Origin of the sequence: Paraburkholderia diazotrophica, assembly GCF_038900755.1 — a bacterium.
GTDB classification, from domain to species: domain Bacteria; phylum Pseudomonadota; class Gammaproteobacteria; order Burkholderiales; family Burkholderiaceae; genus Paraburkholderia; species Paraburkholderia diazotrophica_A.
Map to the genome: position 1 here is coordinate 25083 of NZ_JBBPEN010000007.1, position 21611 is coordinate 46693.

A 21611-nucleotide genomic window follows, 5' to 3' on the forward strand; every position below is an offset into this window, starting at 1 on the left:
GCTGCGGCCAGCCGATCAGACCGGCTGGCCGCAGTATCCGACATCACGGCTCAGACAGCAGACTGAGCATTCAGATGCAGTTCCCACATCCGATGAAACGCGTCAACGAGGTTGTTCGCAAAGCGCGGCGCATCGCACATCGGCGATAGCCTCGCCTGTTCGCGCAGTCCCGCGCGCAAGGTTGCCAGCCTGTCCGGCTCGGACGCAAACGCGACCGCCTTCTCGACATACGCGTCTTTGTCTGCCGCCACCCATTCGCCGAGCCCGGCCGCATGAAGCAGGCTTTCGCAGATATGCGTGAGAAAGCGATCGCCCTTCAAGCCCAGCACCGGCGCGCCCATCCATAGCCCCTCGGCCGTCGTCGTGCCGCCCCCATACGGAAACGGGCTCAACGCGATATCGATGCGATTGTAGGCATCCAGATATTCGACGCGCGACGACTCGCCTTCGAGAATCAGCCGGCTCGCATCGATGCCGTGGCGCGCGAAACGCTCGATCGTCTTGATCTGCAAATAATCGCTCCACAAGCCGATCGCCTTCAGGAACAGCTTCGAGTCCGGCACGCGATGCAGCACGCGAGACCACAGCGCCACGACATCGTCCGTCACCTTGATGAGCTTGCCGAAATACCCGAAGGTGACAAAGCCGTTCCGTTCCATCGGCAACGGCCCGACATCCGGCGCATTGTCGGGCGGAGTGAAGCACAGGTAGCTGTCCGGCAGCCGCCACGCCTTCTCGACGAAATGATGTTCTTCGCCTGGCGGCAACGTATGCGGATCGCCGACGAAGTAATCGATGAACTCGCAGCCGGTCGTTCCGAAAAAGCCCAGCCAGCTGACCTGCAGCGGCGCCGGACGCCACGCGAAAACCGGCAGTGCGGTGAACGCCGTATGGCCCGACAGATCGACGAGGATATCGAGGTTGTCGTCGCGAATCTTTTCGGCGGCCTCCAGTGTCGACAGCTTCTCGATCGAATGCCACGCGGAGAAATGCGACTTCAGGCGCTCCGTGATCCCATCGTTCTTTTTGTTGAACGTCACATACGCAACCGGATCGATACGCGCGCGGTCCAGATGCCCCATGATGCTTTCGAGGAAGATGCCGACAGGATGGCCGCGCAGGTCGCCCGACACGAAACCGATCCGCAACGGCCGCTTGCCGTCGTACGAAGAAAGCGCGTGCGTGAACGGCTTGGCCGCGACGGCCGCCAGCTGGCCATAGCGCACTGCATGCTCGCGCATGTCGAGCGCGGAATAACGCGGCGAGCCCGGCATCGTGAACAGCAGGCGCGCATACGTCTCGATCGGATCGCATCCGAGTTCCAGCGCCTTCACGTGCATCTCGAGGCCTTCCTCGATCTCCCCGCGAGCCTGCAGGATGTCGCCGAGCGACAGATACTTGGCAGCGCTTTTCTCGCCGATCGACAGCGACTTGTTGACCGCCTCCAGCGCTTCATCGAGCTGACGATCTTCGCGCAGCGCATTTGCGAGCATCAGCCACGCGTGATCGTCCCGCGGTGACAGTTCGAGCGCGTGACGAAGACTGAGAATCGCGGCCGGCTGCCTCTCGAGGTGGTAATAGATCAGGCCCAGCCCACGGTAGGACGGCTGGTGCTCCGGATCGAGCTCGATCGCCCGCTCGCAGGACTTCAGCGCATCCTCGTGACGTCCAAGACCGCACAGCACGCCGGCCAGTGTGCAGTGTGCGTCCGCGAAGTCCGGATCGATTCGCAGCACTTCGCGGCACTCGCTCTCCGCTCCCTCCAGGTCGCCCGTATCGCGCAGCACGCACGCGAGCGTGTTGCGCGCCTCGACATCCTCGGGGCTGAGCGCCTGCCGAAGACTCGCGAGCGCGTCAGCCAGTTCGCCGCGCTCGCGCAGCAGCAAACAGAGGCTGTGATGCGCGGCCCACAGGTTCGGCTGCAACGCCACGGCCTTGCGGAAAAGGTCGATCGCCAGTTCCGGCTTATCCTGCTCGCGCAATACGTTGCCGACATTGTTGTACGCAACCGCGTATTCCGGATTCAGCTCGATCGCCTTGCAATAGCTGGCCACCGCTTCGTCCAGCTCGCCCATGTCATGCAGCGCGTTGCCGAGGTTGTTGTAGGCCTCCGCATAACCCGGTTGCAGGCGAATGGCTTCCGCGCAGGCGCGCATCGACGCATCCGGCTGCTTCGCCTGACGCAGCGCATTACCGAGATTGTTGTGCGCTTCCGGATAGTTGAATCGCAGACCCAGCGCATTCTTGTAGCTGACGATCGCCTCGTCGAAGCGGCCGAGATCCGCCAGCACGTTGCCGAAATTGTTGTAGTAGATCGCATCGGGCCGCACCGCGAGCGACTGCTCGATCAACTTCACACCGACGTCGGTCTTATGCAGCTGGCACGCGAGCAGTCCGAGAAAATGCAGCGCATCGGGCTGCTGCGGGTCCGCGCTCAGCACGTCCTCGTACAGCGAGCGCGCGTCGTCGAACCGGCCCGCGCGGTGATGGCCCAGCGCCCGCTCGATCGTCGCCGGAATATCGGCCACGCGGTCGACCTCGCTCATGCTCACGCCCCCTCGTGTTTCGTCTGCAGCCGCTGCGCGAGGTTTTCATCCCACATTGCATGCAGGGCGTCCTCCAGGTGGCGCGCAAAGCGCGGCGCATCGCACAGCGGCGACGCGAGCACCTGCGCACGCAGCCCGGCGCGCAAATCGCCTACTGCCTGGGGATTCGCGGCGAATGCAACGGCCCGCTCGATGTAATCGTCGTGAGATTGCGCAATCCACGCGTCGCCGAGTCCCGCCGCATGCGCGATGCTCTCGACGATGTGCGAGACGAAGCGATCGCCGTGCATGCCGAGCACGGGCACGCCCATCCACAGGCTCTCGGCCGCCGTCGTGCCGGACGAGTACGGGAACGGGCTCAGCGCGATATCGACGCGGTTGTACGCATCCAGATAGTCGCCGCGCGCCGAGAACCCTTCGAGCTGCAATTGCTCCGCGCCGACCCCATGCATCGAGAAGCGCTTGAGCGTCGTCTCGCGGATATCGTCGAAGTCGAGCTGCGCCGCCTTCAGCAGCAGGCGGGAACCCGGCACGCGACGCAGGATTGCCGCCCACGTCGCAACGACGACATCGGTCATTTTGGTCAGCCGGCCGAAATAGCCGAACGTGACGAAGCCGTTTTTCAGCGCGGGCAGCGGGCCGACTGCCGGCGCGTGGTCCGGCGGCGTGAAGCACAGGAAGCTGTCCGGCAGCCGCCACGGCTTTTCGACGAAGTGATGTTCTTCGCCCTGCGGCAGCACGTGACGGTCACCGAGCAGGTAGTCGATCGCCTTGAGTCCCGTGCTCGCGAAATAACCCGGCCAGCTGATCTGAACGGGCGCGGGCTTCCACGCGAAGAGCGCGAGACGGTTGTGCGTCGTATGCCCGGAAGCATCGATCAGTACATCGATCTTGTCGTTGCGGATCTGCTGGGCAGCGGCAAAGTCGCGGATGCCGGCAATCGACTGCCAGCCGTGGAAATGCGGCTTGAGGCGGAAGGTCAATTCGTCTTCGTCGCGGGATGTCTGGTAAGCCACCAGTTCGACGCGGGTGGGATCGAGACTCTTCACCACGCTCTCGAGAAAATACCCGACAGGATGACGCCGCACATCGCCCGACACGATCCCGACCCGCAACGGCCGCCCGGTGCGCGGCGCCATGCCGACGAGCCAGCTCCGGAAAGGCTGGGCCGCCTCTTCCACCACCTGGGCAAACTTGCGCGCCTCGTCCAGATACTGCTCGGGCGTCGTCTCCGCGGCGTAGTTCAGCGCAGTCAGCCGGTTGCTGCGCGGCTCAAGTTCGGCCGGGGCCCGCTCCGTCGCGATCTGCCATGCCTCGAGCGCCGCCGGCAGTTCGTCCAGCGAGAGCATCACATTGGCGAGGTTGTTGTACGCGCGGCCATTGCCGGGCTGCAGCTCCAGCACCTTGCAGAACGACTGCACAGCGTCGTGATACTGCTTCAGCCCGCGCTGCGCGATGCCCAGGTTGTTGTAGGCATCGGCATGCTCCGGCTGCATCTGCGTGACCAGCCGGAAACACTCAGCAGCGGCAGCCATCCGGCGATGCGCCGCCATCACGTTGCCGAGCGCGAAGTAGTAGTCCGGCTTGGGATCTTTGCTGATCGCCTCCATGATCAGGTCCGCCGCCCGCGCGTGCTCGCCGCTGCGATACGCGACCATGCCGCGCAGATTCAGCGCGCCGGCGTGCGCAGGATCGATGGCGAGCACCTCGAGGCACAGCTTGTCCGCTTCGTCGAGCCGATTGCTGCGGCACAGTGCATCGGCGCGCGACAGCAACTCGTCCGTCGTCTCGCCACCCAGGTCGGCAAACTTGAATTCGCTCATGAATAGATGTTTCCGTCGAAAAACAATGCGGGAAACAACAGGTTTCGCCGGACAATGACCGAACTGAAAAGCCCTGCTGTCAAATCGTGCACACAGCACGCCATACTTCGATTCTGGCAACAGCCGGCCAACAGCGATCCATGGATTAAACCCGGCAAATGACCGCAATTCGCCGGGTTATGACGACGCACGCGGCTGGCTGCCGCTCACTGCGTGTCGGCGATCGCCTGCTGAAACAGCTCGCCCTGGCGTTGACGGAATACGGCGAGATATTCGGAAAAGCCTGTCTCGCGAACCGCGAACTTCAGGCCGTCGAGCATCAGCAATTCGACTCCGATATGTCGGATCGGGCTCGCCGAGGCCGGCATGGTCAGCCCGTTATAGTTTCTGACGCGCCACTGCGGCTGGGTGCACAGGATCAGCGACGCGATGCGCTCGATCAGGAACACCTTTGCCGGTGCAGCGTCCTGCACGTAGGTCACGGACGCATTCAGTCCCTCAGCCAGTTCGCCGACGCCGGATTCGGCAATGGCGAACAACTGGTCGCACAACCCAATCCATTCGGCCCAGAAAGCCGGTTTGGCGACCAGGTAATTGCAGAACACTGCCTCCTTCGACGTCATCACCAGCGTGTTGATGTCGACTGACGGCATGATCTGCTTCAGCGCGCTAACCACCGTCGGTGTGATACCCGGATGCGCAAGGCAGGCGTGCTCGAACACATTGAGGTAGAACGCGGCCACGTCGTAGAACATCGGAAACGTGACCACATCGACATCGTCCGGCGTTTCCGCGAGAAACTGGAGCACCGCTTCGGACGACAGCCTGGTCTTCTGGCTGAACTTCGGCGAAAGGAACCCGTATCCCTCGTTCGCGTTCAGCGGGGTATTCAGCAGGAACTGGCGGATGGGCCAGTATTCGTACCAGTCCGGGCGCCCGCCTGTGTTGTCGAGTGGAATGAATCCGGCATCGAGAGACGCGCGCGTCTCGCTGGAATAGAAAATCTGATAAACGTTCGCTTTCATTCGATCACTCGTCTACGCGCCGCAACTGGCTGCCCGGCAAGGCCGGACTTCCGGCACCTGCGCTTGCCACGCGTCACGCCCGCGCCGCACCGCGTTGATCACGTATTGCTGTGAATGCGATGAACCGGAGTCTGTTCCATGCAAAGAAGGAGGAGAAGGAAACGGGCGGCCCGGGCAGATGCAGCCACCTTCACACGCCTCAATTAATTCGTATTTTGTTTTCGACAATCTGGCCGATTACCATCAACTTCCTCATGTCCTCAGGCATCGCGGATTGATTGACAAATTCATCGATACCGCGAACGACACCGTTGCTAATATCGGTCTTGGCGTTGAGGATTCTCTTCGGAAAGCCTTCAGCATGCGCTTCATCTTTCACGAATACAGCGACGAAATCATTCCAGATGTCACCCGGCACCTGAGCACTGACATATGACTCCAATAGCGCGACATTCATCGCGTTCCGTTTTGCCCAGGTTACAAGCGCCCGGCCACTGTCCGGGTAAAATCTCCAGCAGTCCACGGGGTAGCGATGAAATGGCCCATTGGATGGCGCATTCATATAGAGCAGCCCTTTAGGCTTGAGTACCCGCATGATTTCTAGAAAGACGAGCCAGAACATTTCCGAATGCTCAAAGCATGAGCTTGACAGAATGATGTCGGCGGACTCGCTTTCAAATGGCAACGAATAGGGATCGTCGAGAACAACATCGACGCCCTTGCCTTCGACAAAGTCGACGCCAATGTATTCGAAGGAAGCCGGCGCAGTTCCGCGCAAACCGCCATTGACGTCCTGAGAACCAATTTCTATGACCCTGACCTTTTGCTGATCCAGAAAGGAATCGGCATAAGCTTCAAAGAATTTCGTGCAATTCATCATTGCGGTCGGGTGCATCATGCTCCTCGCGTTCGTAGAAAATTCTTCACCCGAATCAGGCTACAGGTCAGGTTGATGAATTGAGGGTGGAATTTGATCCCACAGATTGAGCTTCCGGCATTCTCTCGCCAGCGCGCCCGAGCCATATCCCATCTCGACACGCCTGCGGACGCGGATCGGCATCAGCTTAAGCAGTTCGTCATTGCGAATCCGATGAACGGGAGTCTGTTGCATGGCGACGAAAGAGAAGATGGAGACGGATGCCGCAGTATAGGCAGCCACCGTCGCCTTCAATCCGCCAATCAAAGCGGACTATTGCACCTTTTTCGTTCGACCGACCGCCCGCGCCCATTCACTCGCGCTCTCCATTTTTTCGCCGGCCCTTCGCCGATTCACACCCCTTGCCGTGACCGGTGAGGTATCGCATCATCGCCGGATTGATATGCGCTAGTCCGACTCAGGCGGAAACAACGACAGTGAAACCCATCAGGCTTGTCTGTGCGACCCGATCGCCAGGCGAAACGTTTTTGACGCACACCGCGCTCGGACTCTCGCTCAGTCTGTATCGCTTTCGTCAGGCGCCCGAGTTGCTGCTGTTCGATAGCAATACGCGTGGACTACCGGTTGTCTATAACGCGGCAATCGATGCGGCGAAGAAAGATCCGGCGATTCTCGTATTCGCCCACGACGATGTCTGGCTCAACGATTTCTATTGGGTGGAACGCATTCGCGAAGCGGCACAACACTTCGATATTGCAGGGGTCGCAGGCAACCGGCGTCGCGTCGCGCAGCAAGCAGGATGGGCTTTCGTGAAGACGAATCCCGACCTGGAGGGATCGCAACTCTCGCATTTCGATTGGGATGACCCGCAATACCTGAGCGGAGCGGTGGGGCACGGCAAGATGTTTCCGTGCAAGGTTTCTCGCTATGGGGCTTCGGGTGTCGAATGCAAATTGCTCGATGGCCTGCTGCTGATCGCCGACAGCGAAAAACTGGCGGCAAACGACCTGCGCTTCGACGAGCGCTTCGACTTTCATTTCTATGACCTGGATTTTTGCCGCCAGGCCGAACTGCGGAACATGAAAATGGGCACCTGGCCGATCAGCGTCGTGCATGAAAGCGCCGGCGCATTCGCGACCCCGCGATGGCATGCCGGCTACAGAAAGTATCTGGAAAAATACGGCGAATGATGTTTAGGAAGCCGTACGTTTTGACTGCGACGGCGCGTTATCCAGTACGTATCCGGTCAGGCCGAAATACAGTGCGGAAAGCGCGCGCGCCGCAGCGATCAGTGCGGCCGTGAGTCAAACACATCGGTTCGGCGGACAGAAATGCAGTACGCGGAGGAGAGAAAAGCCTGAATCAGCCGTGGGTGGATCGCCACGCATTTCCGGACAGAAGCGGAAAGAGAGAATGATGCTGCTGCTGCGGAACTTCGCGGAGGCTACATATCGGAGATGGCGCGCCCGGCTGGGATCGAACCAGCAACCCCTGCCTTCGGAGGGCAGTACTCTATCCATTGAGCTACGGGCGCATTCGGCGGAAATGCTCGGCGAAAAGCGCTGCAAATCACGAAGTTGATGCGACACGCGGCGCCAAAGCGAGACCGAGAGGATACCCGTTTTCAGGCGGCCCGTCCACCGCAGGCCGGCCCGCACTATCCGCAGGGCCGTCGAAGACCATGTCCGATCAGTCACAAAACAGCGCCAGAACCGAAAAATGTCCGCGTAAACGCCTACTGAACACGCTGGAGGCCCGCGCACCAGCGCCGAAACCTTCCGTCTATAATCGTCCGTGGCTTATCAAGAACAAAGTCGTTGCCGTCGCGCTGTACCGCTCACAATACCCATGGGAGACGAGACAAGCATGAGCGAAGCACCACACGGAGCCCCGATCAAGACCCCCGGACAGCTAATCGCCGCAGTCATCGCCGGCTTTGCTGTCCCCATCGTCATCATCGTTTTGCTCGCCTACTACGTCGACAACTCGACGCGTACAGGCGCGGGCACCGATGGTCTGTCCGACGCCGTCGTCGACTCGCGCACCGCCCCCATCGCCAAAGTCGACATTCGCGACGCCAACGCGCCGCGCGTCTACAAGACGGGCGAAGAAGTGTACAAGGCCGTCTGCTCGGCCTGTCACGCGGCAGGCGCGGCAGGCGCGCCGAAATTCACCAACACCGGCGACTGGGCGCCACGCATCGCGCAAGGCTTCGACACGCTCTGGCACACCGCGCTGACCGGCAAGGGCGCGATGCCCCCGCGCGGCGGCACGAGCCCGGATGACTATAGCGATTATGAAATCGGCCTCGCCGTCGCCTATATGGCGAACAATGCGGGCGCGAAATTCGCCGATCCGCCGAAGCCCGTGCCGGGCCAACCGGCCGCGGGTCCCGCAGGCGCACCCGGCGCAGCGGCCGCTTCGGGCGCCGAAGCGGCATCGGGCGCGGCAGCAGGCGCGTCCGACACCGCCAGTGCGCAAGCCGCCGCCGCGATGGCCGCGATGAAGAACGTGCCCCAAACGGCCGCGCCGGCATCGGGCGCGCAAAGCGCCGACGCATCGCAGGCGGGCAAGGCGCTGTATCAGCAGGTCTGCCAGGCCTGTCACGCAGCGGGCGTCCTGAACGCGCCGAAATTCGGCGACAAGGAAGCCTGGGCGCCGCGCCTGAAAGACCCGATCGACACGATCTACAACTACGCGCTGCACGGCAAGGGCGCGATGCCGCCGAAGGGCGGCTCGAATGCATCGGATGCCGACGTGAAAGCCGCCGTCGATTACATGGTCGGCGCGGCGAAATAAGCAGCGCACATCTTCAGCGTCAGCCGCAACGAAAATCCCCGCGTCGTGCGGGGATTTTTCATTCATGCGGCATGCGCGGCCCGCACATCGATCACGCCTTCTGCAACAGCGCCTTCAGACTCGCCAGCCGGTCTTTCGGCGTCATCGGCGCTTCTTCCGGTGTCGGCGGCGGCGCTTCGTCGAGGCCCATTTCGGGGATGAAGCGCGACGGCTCGCACACCACCGTCTCGCGCGCCCGCTTGCGCTTCTTGCACCAGTTCAGATGCAGGCTACGCTGCGCGCGCGTGATCGCGACGTACATCAGCCGGCGCTCTTCCTCGATGCGCGCGTCGTCGATCGGGCCGTCGTCCTCGGTGCCGCCGCGATGCGGCATGATCCCCTCCTCGACACCCACCAGAAACACGTGCGGATATTCGAGTCCCTTCGACGCATGCACCGTCGACAGTCGCACTGCATCCGGGTCTTCATCCTTGCCTTCGAGCATCGACATCAGCGCGACCGTCTGAATCAGACCGAGCAGATTCTTGCCGGTGTCAGTGAGACCGTCGGCAGTGTCGTAGCCGGTCTGCTCCGCGCCTGCTTCCGGTTCGGGCTTCGTGCCTTTGCGCTTGAGCCACTCGAGAAACTCCAGCACGTTCTGCCACTTCGCCTGGGCCTGGCGTTCGTCGAATGCGTCGTACAGGTACGCCTCGTAGTGGATCGCCTCCATCATGTCGTCGAGCACGGACGTCGCCGCATCTTTCTCAGCGCGGTCTCGCAGACGCTGCATGAAATCGCAGAACACGCGCAGCGGCTCGACCTGCCGGGCCGACAGCCGCGCCTCGATGCCGCCCATATATACCGCCTCGAACAGCGACACCTTCGCCTGGCCCGCGAACGCGCCAAGCGCTTCGAGCGTCGTATTGCCGACGCCCCGGCGCGGCGTCGTGATCGCGCGGATGAACGCGGGATCGTCGTCGGCATTCGCGATCAGCCGCAGATACGCGCAAATATCCTTGATCTCCGCTTTATCGAAGAACGACTGGCCGCCCGACAGCACATACGGAATGCGCTCGCGGCGCAGCACCTGTTCGAAGATGCGCGCCTGGAAATTACCTCGATACAGGATCGCGTAATCGCGAAACTGCGTGCGGCGCTCGAACTTGTGCGCCGACAGCCGGAACACGACGGACTCGGCTTCGTGCTCTTCGTCGTTGCACCCCGTGACGGTGATCGTGTCGCCCATGCCGTGCTCGGACCACAGCTTCTTCTCGAAGAGCTTCGGATTGTTCGCGATCACGTTGTTCGCCGCCGTCAGGATACGCACCGTCGACCGATAGTTCTGCTCGAGCTTGATCACGTGCAGCTTCGGGAAGTCCTTGCTCAATTGCGCGAGGTTTTCGAGCGTTGCGCCGCGCCAGCCGTAGATCGCCTGATCGTCGTCGCCGACGGCCGTAAATGCGGCGCGCGGACCGGCCAGCAGCTTCACCAGTTCGTACTGGCACGCGTTGGTGTCCTGATACTCGTCGATCAGCAGATAGCGCAGCTTGTTCTGCCAACGGTCGCGCACCTGCTCGTTCTTCTTGAAGAGCTCGGCGGGCAGACGGATCAGATCGTCGAAGTCGACGGCCTGATACGCGTGCAGCGTCGCGACATAGTTGCGATAGACGATCGCGGCCTGATGCTCGTCCTCGTTCGACGCAATCGCCATCGCCTCTTCAGGCATGATGAGCCCGTTCTTCCACAGCGAGATGATCGTCTGGATCTTGCGGATGAAGCCCTTGTCCGTCGAGCCGACCTGCTCCTGGATCATGCCGAAGCAGTCGTCGGAATCCATGATCGAGAACTGCGGCTTCAGGCCGACGTGCTCCGCCTCCTGGCGAAGGATCTGCACGCCGAGCGAGTGGAACGTGCACACCGTCAGCTGGTTGACGGGCACCTTGCGGCCTTCCTTGCCGGGCGTCGTCAACGTCTTGCCTTCGAGCAGCTTGCCGACGCGCTCGCGCATTTCCGCTGCCGCCTTGTTCGTGAAGGTGACGGCAGCGATATGGCGCGGCTCGAAGCCTTTGTTTTCGATCAGATGCGCGATCTTCTGCGTGATCACGCGTGTCTTGCCGCTGCCCGCGCCCGCGAGCACGAGGCACGGACCGTCGAGATAGCGCACCGCTTCGCTTTGAGCGGCATTCAGGCCTGCGGACATCGTGTGTGGATGAGAAATGAATTGAGGGCGCTGCCTGACGAACGGGCGACCCGGAAACATGCAGCGAGACGGCTCGAATGGCGCATCGTGCGGACGGGTACAAGAAGCAGGTGCATGGCGCTAGCCGAACGATCCGCCGCGAATCCGTCTTGCATCTATCTCTTGCGCCACGCACTTGATTCCATGCGCTTTTTGCCGTTCGCGTGAGAACCGCGATGTTAACACGAATGCTCTCGCGAATGCCTCCGCTCATGCCTCCAGAACGGCCCGCGATGCGGCGCGCGCTGACCCCGCGCGCCGCAAGCGAAAGCGCGTCCGTGCCACAATTGCGCCGTTGCGCGCCGCCCCCGCGGCGCGCCGCTTTTGCAGGGAACACGCATGTCTTCATCGCTGAAAATTGGCTTGATGGGCTACGGCTTTGCCGGCGCCACCTTTCACGCGCCGGTGATCGAACACTGCGGACGCGCGAACGTCGCCGCAATCGCCACGGGGCAACCCGACAAGGCTCGCGCCGACTATCCGAACGCGCGCATCGTCGCCGATATCGACGCGCTGCTTGCGCTGAAAGACATCGAATGCGTCGTGATCGCGACCCCGAACGACACGCACTTCGACCTGGCTCGCCGCGTGCTCGAAGCGGGCAAGCACGTCGTCGTCGACAAGCCCGTCACACTCACGGCCGCCGACGCGCGCACGCTCGCCGATCTCGCGCAGAGCAAGGGCCTGCTGTTCGCGCCGTTCCACAACCGCCGCTGGGATGGCGATTTTCTGACCGTGCGCGAGCTGATCGCAAGCGGAGAGCTGGGCCGCATCACGCATTTCGAATCGCATTTCGACCGCTTCCGTCCGGGCATCCGGCAGCGCTGGCGCGAGGAGGCATCGCGCGGCGGCGGTTTGCTGCTCGATCTCGGCCCGCATCTGATTGATCAGACGCTGACGCTTTTCGGCGCGCCCGAGACGGTCCATGCATCGGTGAAGGCACATCGCGACAATGCGAGTGCGCCGGACTACGTGCATCTGTTGCTCGGCTATGCGACCCACGAAGTCGTGTTGCACGCGAGCGCGCTGACGGCAATCGTCGCGCCGCGCTTCACGATCCACGGCACGCGCGGCAGTTACGTGAAGCACGGCCTCGACACGCAGGAAGATCAGCTAAAGGCGGGCCTGCGCCCCGGCGACGCCGGCTTCGGCGGCGGCAACGAGGCGGGCACATTGCGCGTGCTCGAAGGCGAACAGGAAGTGCAGCGCGAACTGCCGACGCGCGACGGCGTGTATGTCGAGTTCTACCGCGCGCTGGCGGCGTCGATTCGCGACGGCGCGGCGTTCCCGGTCAGCGCGCAGGATGCCGTCGACGTAATGACGATCATCGAACTCGCGGCTCGCAGCAACAAGGAAGGCGTGCGGTTGCCGTTCCGGCGCGGCGTGTGAGCGCGAAATAGCGCGCGTTGTCTGCCCGCTTTGAAACGCGTCAGGCAACGCCACCGAAGGTGGGCGCGCATCGTTGAAGCCGTCGACGCACGCGCCTCATCGTCATGTCATTTTCTCGGTGACACGCTCCCGCAACTTTGCATAGACGGTGAGATACTCGCCACGCCCCGTCGCCACAGCCGACCGCTTGAGCGCGTCCAGCATCACCAGTTCGTGCGGCACCCGCCCCGATGTCTCATAAGCAAGCGGCAGCACCATCGAATTGAACGACACAGTGCGCCATTGCTTCTGCGTCGCGAGCAGCAGCGAGATCAGCCGCTCGATGACGAACACCTTCACGGGCCATTCGCTCGCGTTATGGCGCGTGCCTTCATTGAGCGCCCGCGCAAGCGGCGTGCGATGGGTCTCCGCTATATCGAAGACGATCTCCGCCTGACTCAGCCAGTGCCGCCAGAACCGCGGCTTTGCGACAAAGTAGTTGCAATAGACCGAATTCGACGAATCCATGATCAGCGTGTTGAGATCGACGCCCGGTGTCAACAGCGCGGCGATCTCGACAAACGGCTGCCAGGCATTCGGATGCTGGTACTGGCCCTGCAGAAACACATTCGGAAACAACGCGCCAGCATCGAAAAAAGGCGAAAAGGAGACGACGTCCGTCGACTCCGGCACCGTCTCCAGAAACGCAAAAACGTCGCTCGCCTCCAGATTCGTCTTACTCGCGAACTTGGGCGACAGAAAACCGTAGAACGCGTCGTCGTCCAGCTCGTTGCTGAGGAGAAAGCTGCGGATCGGCCAGTATTCGCACCAGTCCGGCCGCTGGCCCATGTTGTCGAGCGGAATGAAGCGTTTGTCCAGCATGCTTCGGGTCTCGTCCGAATAGAAGATCTGGTAGATGTGCGCCTTGGTCATCGCTTGGCTTGGGAATTTGAATCGATTGTGAATGGCCGCATGCCGCCGTTTTGCCAGTATCCGATACGCCTCTGCAAGACAATTTGCCGATCAATCGCAACATTCGGGGCCAATTCCCTCAATCGCGCACTCTTCGGCGACGCATTTTTGAAAAATGGGACACGCCGGCCGGCCCTCCGCGCGCTTATTTGACAAGCCTCCCACCCTCGCGTACATTCGCCGCACGCGTCGGGAGAGCGCGCCGCCTGCTGTCGTCTTGAGCACACAGCAGCCAGCGCCGCCGAAGGGGCACACCCGCAAACTCTCAGGCAAAAGGACCGAACGCGTCGGAAAACCCGCTCGTCATCCGGTCGTCACGACCTCATCCGAATGAGCGCGCGTTTTTCGCACTCTGGAGAGCGGCAGTAGCGCCGATGCACACATGCTGCACGCGCAAGCTGCCCACCGAAGGGGCGCGCGCAATGCCAGCCAGCACTCGCTGACGGCGGCGCAATCTCTCAGGTATCGAGGACAGAGGGGGCATGCAGTAATCGCTCGTTGGCCCGCAGTGGGATCAGGCCGCGAGGGTTTCGCCGCATGGCCTTTCCTGTTTAGCGACGCCCGAGGCCCCGATGACCGAACTCAAACACACCCCGCTCCACGCCACGCACCGCGCGCTGAACGCCCGCATGGTCGACTTCGGCGGCTGGGACATGCCCGTCAATTACGGCTCGCAGCTCGAAGAGCATCGCGCCGTGCGCACCGATGCGGGCATGTTCGACGTGTCCCACATGTGCGTCGTCGATTTCACCGGTCAACGCGTGCGCGCTTTCTTCGAGCGCGCGCTGGCCAATAACGTCGGCAAGCTGCAAACGCCGGGCAAAGCGCTCTATTCGTGCCTGCTGAACCCCGAAGGCGGCGTGATCGACGATCTGATCGTCTACTACTTTTCAGAAGACCATTTCCGCGTCGTCGTGAATGCCGGCACAGCGGACAAAGACGTCGCGTGGTTCAACAAGCTCAACGACTCAGAAGGCTTCGGCCTCACGATCGAGCCGCGCCGCGATTATGCGATCGTCGCCGTGCAAGGCCCGAACGCGCGCGAAAAAGTCTGGGCGACGGTGCCCGCCGCCCGCGCCGCCAGTGAAGGCCTCAAGCCGTTCAACGCGGCGCGCGTCGCCGATACGCCGTTCGGCGAGCTGACCGTCGCGCGCACCGGCTACACGGGCGAAGACGGCTTCGAAATCATCGTCCCCGCTACGCACGTCGAAGCGCTGTGGAATGCGCTGCAGGCACAAGGCGTGCGTCCCGCCGGTCTCGGCGCGCGCGATACGCTGCGCCTGGAAGCAGGCATGAATCTGTACGGCCAGGACATGGACGACAACATGTCGCCGCTCGACGCCGGTCTCGCATGGACCGTCGATCTCTCCGCGCCGCGCGATTTCATCGGCCGGGCCAAACTCGAAGCGGACGGCTCGAAATCCGCGTTCGTCGGCCTGATCCTGCACAAGGACAACGGCAAGGCGGCGGGCGTGTTGCGCGCGCATCAAAAGGTCGTCACGCCGCACGGCGAAGGCGAAATCACGAGCGGCACGTTCTCGCCGACCATGCAGGAATCGATCGCCTTCGCGCGCGTGCCGAAAGGCGTGCAGCCGGGCGACGTCGTGCACGTGCAGATACGTGACAAGGCACTTCCCGCCAGCGTGGTTAAACTGCCATTCGTGCGCAACGGCAAAGTGCTCGTGAGCTGATCGTTACCGAGCTCGCGATGAGCGTCACGAGACAGTCACCAGACAGACACTAGAGCGTCGCGTGCGTCCCATCCATCAAGTCAACCGAATCAAACCGTTTTAGGAGCATCCGATGAGCATCCCGGCCGATCTGAAATACACCGAATCGCACGAATGGGTCCGCACCGAGGCGGACGGCACGCTGACGGTCGGCATCACCGACCACGCGCAGGAAGCGCTCGGCGACATCGTCTTCTTCGAAGTGCAGCAACTGGGCCAAACCGTCTCGGCAGGCGATACCGTCGCCGTCATCGAATCGGTGAAGGCCGCTTCCGATATCTACGCGCCCGTCTCGGGCGAGATCATCGAGGCGAACACGAACGTCACCGATACGCCCGATGCCGTGAACGGCGCGCCGTATGACAACTGGCTGTTCAAGATCAAGCCGGCTGCGGGCGCATCGCAGGACAAGCTGATGGACGCCGCGGCATACGGCAAGTCGATCGGCGAATAAGTCATCTACCCACGACAGGCGCGGCGTTCGCGACTGGCGAGCGCCGCGCCGGCAGGAACATTCAATGAAGCTCGAACACCCGGATCATCTGATGAACCGCACTCCCCTCTCGCTCGCCGCGCTCGAAGTGCACGACGCCTTCGCTGAACGGCATATCGGCCCCGATGCGGCCGATCAGCAGTCGATGCTCGAAGCGCTTGGCTTCGCATCGCGCGCCGCGTTGATGGACGCGGTGATTCCGAAGACGATCCGCCGCCAGGACGCGCTGCCGCTCGGCCCCTTCGCCCAGCCGAAGAGCGAAGCCGAAGCGCTCGCCGCGCTGCGCGAACTCGCGGACAAGAACCAGGTGTTCCGCTCGTACATCGGCCAGGGCTACTACAACGCGCACACGCCCGCCGTCATCCTGCGCAACGTGCTTGAAAATCCGGCGTGGTACACGGCCTATACGCCGTATCAGCCGGAAATCTCGCAGGGCCGTCTCGAAGCGCTGCTGAACTTCCAGCAGATGATCGTCGACCTGACGGGTCTTGCGATCTCGAACGCTTCGCTGCTCGACGAAGCGACGGCCGCCGCCGAAGCGATGACGCTGCTGCAACGCGTCGGCAAGCCGAAGTCGAACATCTTTTACGTGGCAGACGATGTGCTGCCGCAGACTATCGAAGTCATCAAGACGCGCGCTAAGCCCGTCGGCATCGAAGTGAAGGTCGGTCCGGCCGCCGATGCCGCTGGCGCAAACGCGTTCGGCGTGCTGCTGCAATACCCGGGCGTCGACGGCGACGTGCACGACTACCGCGCGCTCGCCGACGCGATCCACGCAGCGGGCGGTCACGTAGTCGCCGCCGCCGATCTGCTCGCGTTGACGATGCTCACGCCGCCGGGCGAATGGGGCGCTGACGTGGCAGTGGGCAATTCGCAGCGCTTCGGCGTGCCTGTCGGCTTCGGCGGTCCGCACGCCGCGTATCTCGCCGTGCGCGACGAGTTCAAGCGTCAGATGCCGGGCCGTCTGGTCGGCGTCACCGTCGACGCGCAGGGCAACCCCGCGCTGCGTCTCGCGCTGCAAACGCGCGAACAGCACATCCGCCGCGAAAAGGCGACGTCGAATGTGTGTACCGCGCAGGCACTGCTCGCGATCATGGCGAGCATGTACGCGGTCTATCACGGCCCGCGCGGCCTGAAGACGATTGCGCAGCGCGTGAACCGCATCGCCGCGCTGCTCGCCGCAGGCGCGAAGCAGTTGGGCTATACGCTCGTCAACGAGACGTTCTTCGACACGCTCACGTTCGAAACGGGCACGCGCACGCAGGCGCTGCACGATGCAGCGACGGCCAAGCGCATCAATCTGCGTCACGTGAGCGACACGCGCGTCGGCGTTTCGATCGACGAAACCACCACGCGCGCCGATCTCGCCGATCTGCTCGCGGCCTTCGCGCAAGCCGCGTTCGTCAGCGACGTGCCGCAAATCGATGAACTCGATGCGAAGCTCGGTCAGTCGAACACGTTCCCCGCGACGCTCGAACGCGAAAGCGCGTATCTCACGCATCACGTGTTCAACCGTCACCATTCGGAAACGGAAATGCTGCGCTATCTGCGCAGCCTCGCGGACAAGGACCTCGCGCTCGACCGCTCGATGATTCCGCTCGGCTCGTGCACGATGAAGCTCAACGCCACGTCGGAAATGCTGCCCGTCACGTGGCCCGAGTTCGGCCAGATCCATCCGTTCGCGCCCGCCCAGCAAACGGTCGGCTACCGCGAAATGATCGACCAGCTCGAACAGATGCTGGTCGCGGCCACCGGCTATGCGGCCGTGTCGCTGCAACCGAACGCGGGCTCGCAAGGCGAGTACGCGGGCCTGCTGATCATTCACGCGTACCACGAGTCGCGCGGCGAAGGTCATCGCAACGTGTGTCTGATTCCCGCGTCGGCGCACGGCACGAACCCGGCGTCCGCGCATATGGCGGGCATGCAGGTCGTCGTCGTCGCGTGCGATGCGCAAGGCAACGTCGATATCGAAGACCTGAAGAAGAAGGCCGCGCAGCACGCTGAGAAACTCGCCGCGATCATGATCACGTATCCGTCGACGCACGGCGTGTTCGAGCAGAACGTCCGCGAAATCTGCGAGATCGTGCATGCGCACGGCGGCCAGGTGTATGTCGATGGCGCGAACATGAACGCGATGGTCGGCCTCACGGCACCGGGCCAGTTCGGCGGCGACGTCTCGCACCTGAACCTGCACAAGACGTTCTGTATTCCGCACGGCGGCGGCGGACCGGGTGTCGGTCCTGTTGCTGTCGGCGCGCATCTGGCGAAGTTCCTGCCGAACCAGACGTCGACGGGCTACGAGCGCGACGCGAACGGCATCGGCGCTGTCTCCGCTGCGCCGTATGGCTCGGCGTCGATCCTGCCGATCTCGTGGATGTACATCGCGATGATGGGCGCGAAGAACCTGACGGCCGCGACGGAAGCCGCGATCCTCAACGCGAACTACGTCGCCAAGAAGCTCGCGCCGCATTACCCGGTGCTGTACTCGGGCCCGGACGGACTGGTCGCGCACGAGTGCATTCTCGATCTGCGTCCCATCAAGGAAACGAGCGGCATCAGCGTTGACGACGTCGCGAAGCGTCTGATGGACTACGGCTTCCACGCGCCGACGATGAGCTTCCCCGTGCCGGGCACGCTGATGGTCGAGCCGACCGAATCGGAATCGAAGGAAGAGCTGGACCGCTTCATCGAAGCGATGATTGCGATTCGCAATGAAATCCGCGCTGTCGAAGAAGGCCGCAGCGATCGCGAAGACAATCCGCTGAAGCACGCGCCGCACACGGCGGCCGTTGTCGTCGCGAACGAATGGGCACATGGTTACGCACGCGAGACGGCGGCGTATCCGCTGCCTTCGCTCGTCGCGAAGAAGTACTGGCCGCCTGTCGGCCGCGCGGACAACGCGTATGGCGACCGCAATCTGTTCTGCTCGTGCGTGCCGATGGCGGACTACGAATAAGGCCGCATTCCGCGCATCGATATGTTGAAGTAATGTGAACCGCGCGTCGCGTCGAAGCGTGTCGCGCGGTTCTGTCCATTGTTCTGTTGCTTGGCGCGCCAAACCGTTACCATCACACACCGACTCAGCCCAAAGGAGTTTCGCATGGTGCGACAGGTGCGAATGATGCAATTCCGGACACATCGTACGCGTGCGCCGCTACAACGCCTTTCCCCCTCGCCGCTTGCGGCGCTGCTGATGATGATCGCGGCGTTCTGCGCGCAAAGCGCCCACGCCGCGATGAACCTCTGCGCCGCGCCCGCGCTGCAAACCAGCGAGCGCACAAACGCCGATCCCGGCGTCAAGGCACTGGTCAGCAACGTTCAGGCGCACCTGACCGAGCCTGCGCACGCGGTGCGCCAGTTGCATACGGAAGGCACGCTGCCGCACGAAGGCATCTACGATCAGAGCAAGGATGCGGAGAAAGACCTCGATCTGCTGCGCGACGCCGCGCTCGCGTGGCGCGCAACCAGCGACGACCGCTATCTGAAGCTCGTCGACCGTCTGCTGTATGCATGGGTGACGACCTATGAACCGTCGTTCAATCCCATCGACGAAACGCCGTTCGAAGGGCTGATCCTCGCGTACGACATGACGGCGAGCGCGCTGCCCGTCAAGACGCGCAACGCGACGATGGCTTTCCTCACGAAACTCGCCAACGGCTACATCGCGCAGATCGACGCGCAAAAGCGTCCGCTGACGGGCACGTTCCGAAACAACTGGCAGAGTCATCGGGTCAAACTGATAGCGATGGCTGCGTTCACACTCGACAACCGCAAGATGATCGACGCGGCGCAGCGTCTGTACGTCGAGCACATCAACGACAACATCGCGCCGGACGGCATGACGGTGGATTTCGGCGAACGCGATGCGCTGCACTATGTGACCTACGATCTTCAGCCACTCGTGACGGCTGCGCTCGCGGCGCGACGCCACAACCGCAACTGGCTGAACGAGCGCGCGCCGCGCGGCGCGACGCTCGCCGCCGCGTTGAACTGGCTCACGCCATACGCAAGCGGCGCGAAGACGCATGATGAATTCGTGCATTCGAGCGTGCCGTTCGATGCGAAGCGCCGCGAAGCCGGCATGCCCGGCTACAGCGGACAGTGGGACCCGAAAAACGCGGCCGAGCTGTATCACCTCGCCGCGCGGCTCGACGGACGCTACACGCCCGTCGCGCTGAAACTGGCACCGACGCCGCCCGCGTGGCTCGCCGTGTGCCTGCCTTTACCGGCGCGTTGATCACGCGCCGCGCATTGGTCGCCGTATTCGGCACATTCTGCTGCCGCGTTACCCACGCAATGCAGCACAAACGAGATTTTTGTTAGCAGGAGCAGTCATGGCAGTCAGCGTTTTCGATCTCTTCAAAATCGGCATCGGCCCGTCGAGTTCGCACACGGTCGGTCCCATGCGTGCAGCGCTGATGTTCGCGCAAGGGCTCGAGCGCGATGGGCTGCTCGACAACACGGCATCGGTGAAGGTGGATTTGTACGGCTCGCTCGGCGCAACGGGCAAGGGCCACGGCACCGATCGCGGCGTGATGCTCGGCCTGCTCGGCGATGCACCCGATACCGTCGATCCCGATACGATCGCCGCGCGTCTCGATCACGTTCGCACGTCGCGCATGCTGGCGCTGCTCGGCAAGCACGACATTCCGTTCGTGCAAAAGGACCACATTTCGTTCTACCGGCAGGCGCTGCCGGAACATCCGAACGGCCTCAAGTTGCGCGCCTTCGATGTGAACGGCGAGACGCTGCGCGAATCGACGTATCTGTCGGTGGGCGGCGGCTTCGTCGTGACGGCGGGTGCGCCGAATACGAAGGTGCTGTCGGCTGTCGATCAATTGCCGCATCCGTTCCGCACGGGCGCGGAACTGCTCGAGATGTGCAAGGCGACGGGCAAGAGCATCGCGCAACTGATGTGGGAAAACGAGTGCGCATGGCACACGGAAGAAGAAACGCGCGCGGGCCTGCTGAAGATCTGGGACGTGATGCAATCGTGTGTCGCGCGCGGCTGCGGCATCAACAATCCGGACGCCAACGGCAATCTGCCTGGCCCGTTCCAGGTGAAGCGCCGCGCGCCGCAACTGTATCGCGCGCTGACGGGCAATCCGGAACGCGCATTGCAGGACCCGCTTTCGATGGTCGACTGGATCAACCTGTACGCGATCGCCGTGAACGAAGAGAATGCAGCGGGCGGACGCGTGGTCACGGCGCCGACCAACGGCGCGGCAGGCATCATCCCCGCCGTGCTGCACTACTACACGCGCTTCATGCCGAACGCGAACCAGCAAGGCGTGTTCGACTTCCTGATGACGGCAGCTGCCATCGGCATTCTGTACAAGCTGAACGCGTCGATCTCCGGCGCGGAGGTGGGCTGCCAGGGCGAAGTGGGCGTCGCATGCTCGATGGCGGCGGGCGCGCTCGCGGCCGTGATGGGCGGCACGCCACTGCAAGTCGAGAATGCCGCTGAAATCGGCATGGAGCACAATCTGGGCCTCACGTGCGATCCCGTCGGCGGCATGGTGCAGATTCCGTGCATCGAGCGCAACGCAATGGCTTCCGTGAAGGCGGTGAACGCGGCGCGCATGGCGCTGCGCGGCGACGGCAGCCACTATGTGTCGCTCGATTCCGTCATCAAGACGATGCGCGAAACGGGCGCCGACATGAAGACGAAGTACAAGGAGACGTCGCGCGGCGGGCTTGCGGTGAACATCATCGAGTGCTGATGCTTCGAATGTTCGTGACGCTTTTACGAATGACATC

Annotated in this window: 15 protein-coding genes, 1 tRNA gene and 2 riboswitches; of the genes, 8 read left to right on the forward strand and 8 right to left on the reverse strand. The window is 62.7% G+C overall.

Annotated elements, in window-relative coordinates:
• Positions 1-50 precede the first annotated feature (50 nt).
• From AABE10_RS21630 to AABE10_RS21650, 5 genes are all read right to left on the reverse strand, one after another.
• Positions 51-2546 carry a tetratricopeptide repeat protein gene (locus AABE10_RS21630; protein WP_342935301.1) on the reverse strand — a complete coding sequence of 832 codons (2496 nt, stop codon included), beginning with the start codon at positions 2544-2546 and terminating at the stop codon, positions 51-53.
• Between the two features lie 2 nt (positions 2547-2548).
• Positions 2549-4369 (reverse strand): tetratricopeptide repeat protein, encoded by a 1821-nt coding sequence (locus AABE10_RS21635; protein WP_342935302.1) that lies wholly within the window; start codon positions 4367-4369, stop codon positions 2549-2551.
• A gap of 206 nt (positions 4370-4575) precedes the next feature.
• The gene (locus AABE10_RS21640) at positions 4576-5394 is read right to left on the reverse strand and encodes a hypothetical protein (protein WP_342935303.1); all 819 of its coding nucleotides are present in this window, start codon (positions 5392-5394) and stop codon (positions 4576-4578) included.
• 199 nt (positions 5395-5593) lie between these two features.
• The gene (locus tag AABE10_RS21645) at positions 5594-6292 is read right to left on the reverse strand and encodes a class I SAM-dependent methyltransferase (protein WP_342935304.1); all 699 of its coding nucleotides are present in this window, start codon (positions 6290-6292) and stop codon (positions 5594-5596) included.
• 39 nt (positions 6293-6331) lie between these two features.
• Entirely contained in the window at positions 6332-6553 is a 222-nt protein-coding gene (locus AABE10_RS21650) for a hypothetical protein (RefSeq protein WP_342935305.1), read from the reverse strand.
• A gap of 434 nt (positions 6554-6987) precedes the next feature.
• On the opposite strand from AABE10_RS21650, the gene AABE10_RS21655 reads away from it, so the two are divergent.
• Positions 6988-7461: a hypothetical protein gene (locus AABE10_RS21655; protein ID WP_342935306.1), complete on the forward strand. Its 474-nt coding sequence runs from the start codon at positions 6988-6990 to the stop codon at positions 7459-7461.
• A gap of 268 nt (positions 7462-7729) precedes the next feature.
• On the opposite strand, the gene AABE10_RS21660 is transcribed toward AABE10_RS21655, so the two are convergent.
• A tRNA-Arg gene (locus AABE10_RS21660) sits at positions 7730-7805 on the reverse strand.
• Between the two features lie 332 nt (positions 7806-8137).
• Between AABE10_RS21660 and AABE10_RS21665 the strand changes: the two genes are divergently transcribed.
• A complete protein-coding gene (locus AABE10_RS21665; RefSeq protein WP_342935307.1) occupies positions 8138-9070 on the forward strand; it encodes a c-type cytochrome in 933 nt (310 codons plus the stop codon).
• A 91-nt stretch (positions 9071-9161) separates the two neighbouring features.
• Here the strand turns inward: AABE10_RS21665 and AABE10_RS21670 are convergent, their stop codons facing one another.
• Positions 9162-11249 (reverse strand): UvrD-helicase domain-containing protein, encoded by a 2088-nt coding sequence (locus AABE10_RS21670; protein ID WP_342935308.1) that lies wholly within the window; start codon positions 11247-11249, stop codon positions 9162-9164.
• Between the two features lie 378 nt (positions 11250-11627).
• On the opposite strand from AABE10_RS21670, the gene AABE10_RS21675 reads away from it, so the two are divergent.
• The gene (locus AABE10_RS21675) at positions 11628-12677 is read left to right on the forward strand and encodes an oxidoreductase (protein WP_342935309.1); all 1050 of its coding nucleotides are present in this window, start codon (positions 11628-11630) and stop codon (positions 12675-12677) included.
• A 102-nt stretch (positions 12678-12779) separates the two neighbouring features.
• Here the strand turns inward: AABE10_RS21675 and AABE10_RS21680 are convergent, their stop codons facing one another.
• On the reverse strand, positions 12780-13589 hold the full coding sequence (locus tag AABE10_RS21680) for a hypothetical protein (RefSeq protein ID WP_342935310.1): 810 nt from the start codon (positions 13587-13589) through the stop codon (positions 12780-12782).
• 220 nt (positions 13590-13809) lie between these two features.
• Positions 13810-13919, forward strand: a riboswitch (glycine riboswitch).
• Between the two features lie 51 nt (positions 13920-13970).
• A riboswitch (glycine riboswitch) is annotated at positions 13971-14113 on the forward strand.
• Positions 14114-14200: 87 nt separating this feature from the next.
• Here AABE10_RS21680 and gcvT point away from each other — a divergent pair.
• From gcvT to AABE10_RS21705, 5 genes are all read left to right on the forward strand, one after another.
• Complete coding sequence (gene gcvT, locus AABE10_RS21685; RefSeq protein ID WP_342935311.1) at positions 14201-15319, forward strand: glycine cleavage system aminomethyltransferase GcvT; 1119 nt, start codon at positions 14201-14203, stop codon at positions 15317-15319.
• A 112-nt stretch (positions 15320-15431) separates the two neighbouring features.
• On the forward strand, positions 15432-15812 hold the full coding sequence (gene gcvH / locus AABE10_RS21690) for a glycine cleavage system protein GcvH (protein ID WP_342935312.1): 381 nt from the start codon (positions 15432-15434) through the stop codon (positions 15810-15812).
• 64 nt (positions 15813-15876) lie between these two features.
• Positions 15877-18807, forward strand: a complete 2931-nt coding sequence (gene gcvP / locus AABE10_RS21695) for an aminomethyl-transferring glycine dehydrogenase (RefSeq protein ID WP_342935313.1) — start codon at positions 15877-15879, stop codon at positions 18805-18807.
• Positions 18808-19044: 237 nt separating this feature from the next.
• Positions 19045-20088: an alginate lyase family protein gene (locus tag AABE10_RS21700; RefSeq protein ID WP_428983373.1), complete on the forward strand. Its 1044-nt coding sequence runs from the start codon at positions 19045-19047 to the stop codon at positions 20086-20088.
• A 97-nt stretch (positions 20089-20185) separates the two neighbouring features.
• Positions 20186-21574, forward strand: coding sequence for an L-serine ammonia-lyase (locus tag AABE10_RS21705; RefSeq protein ID WP_342935315.1), 1389 nt, complete (start codon positions 20186-20188; stop codon positions 21572-21574).
• Positions 21575-21611: the final 37 nt, after the last annotated feature.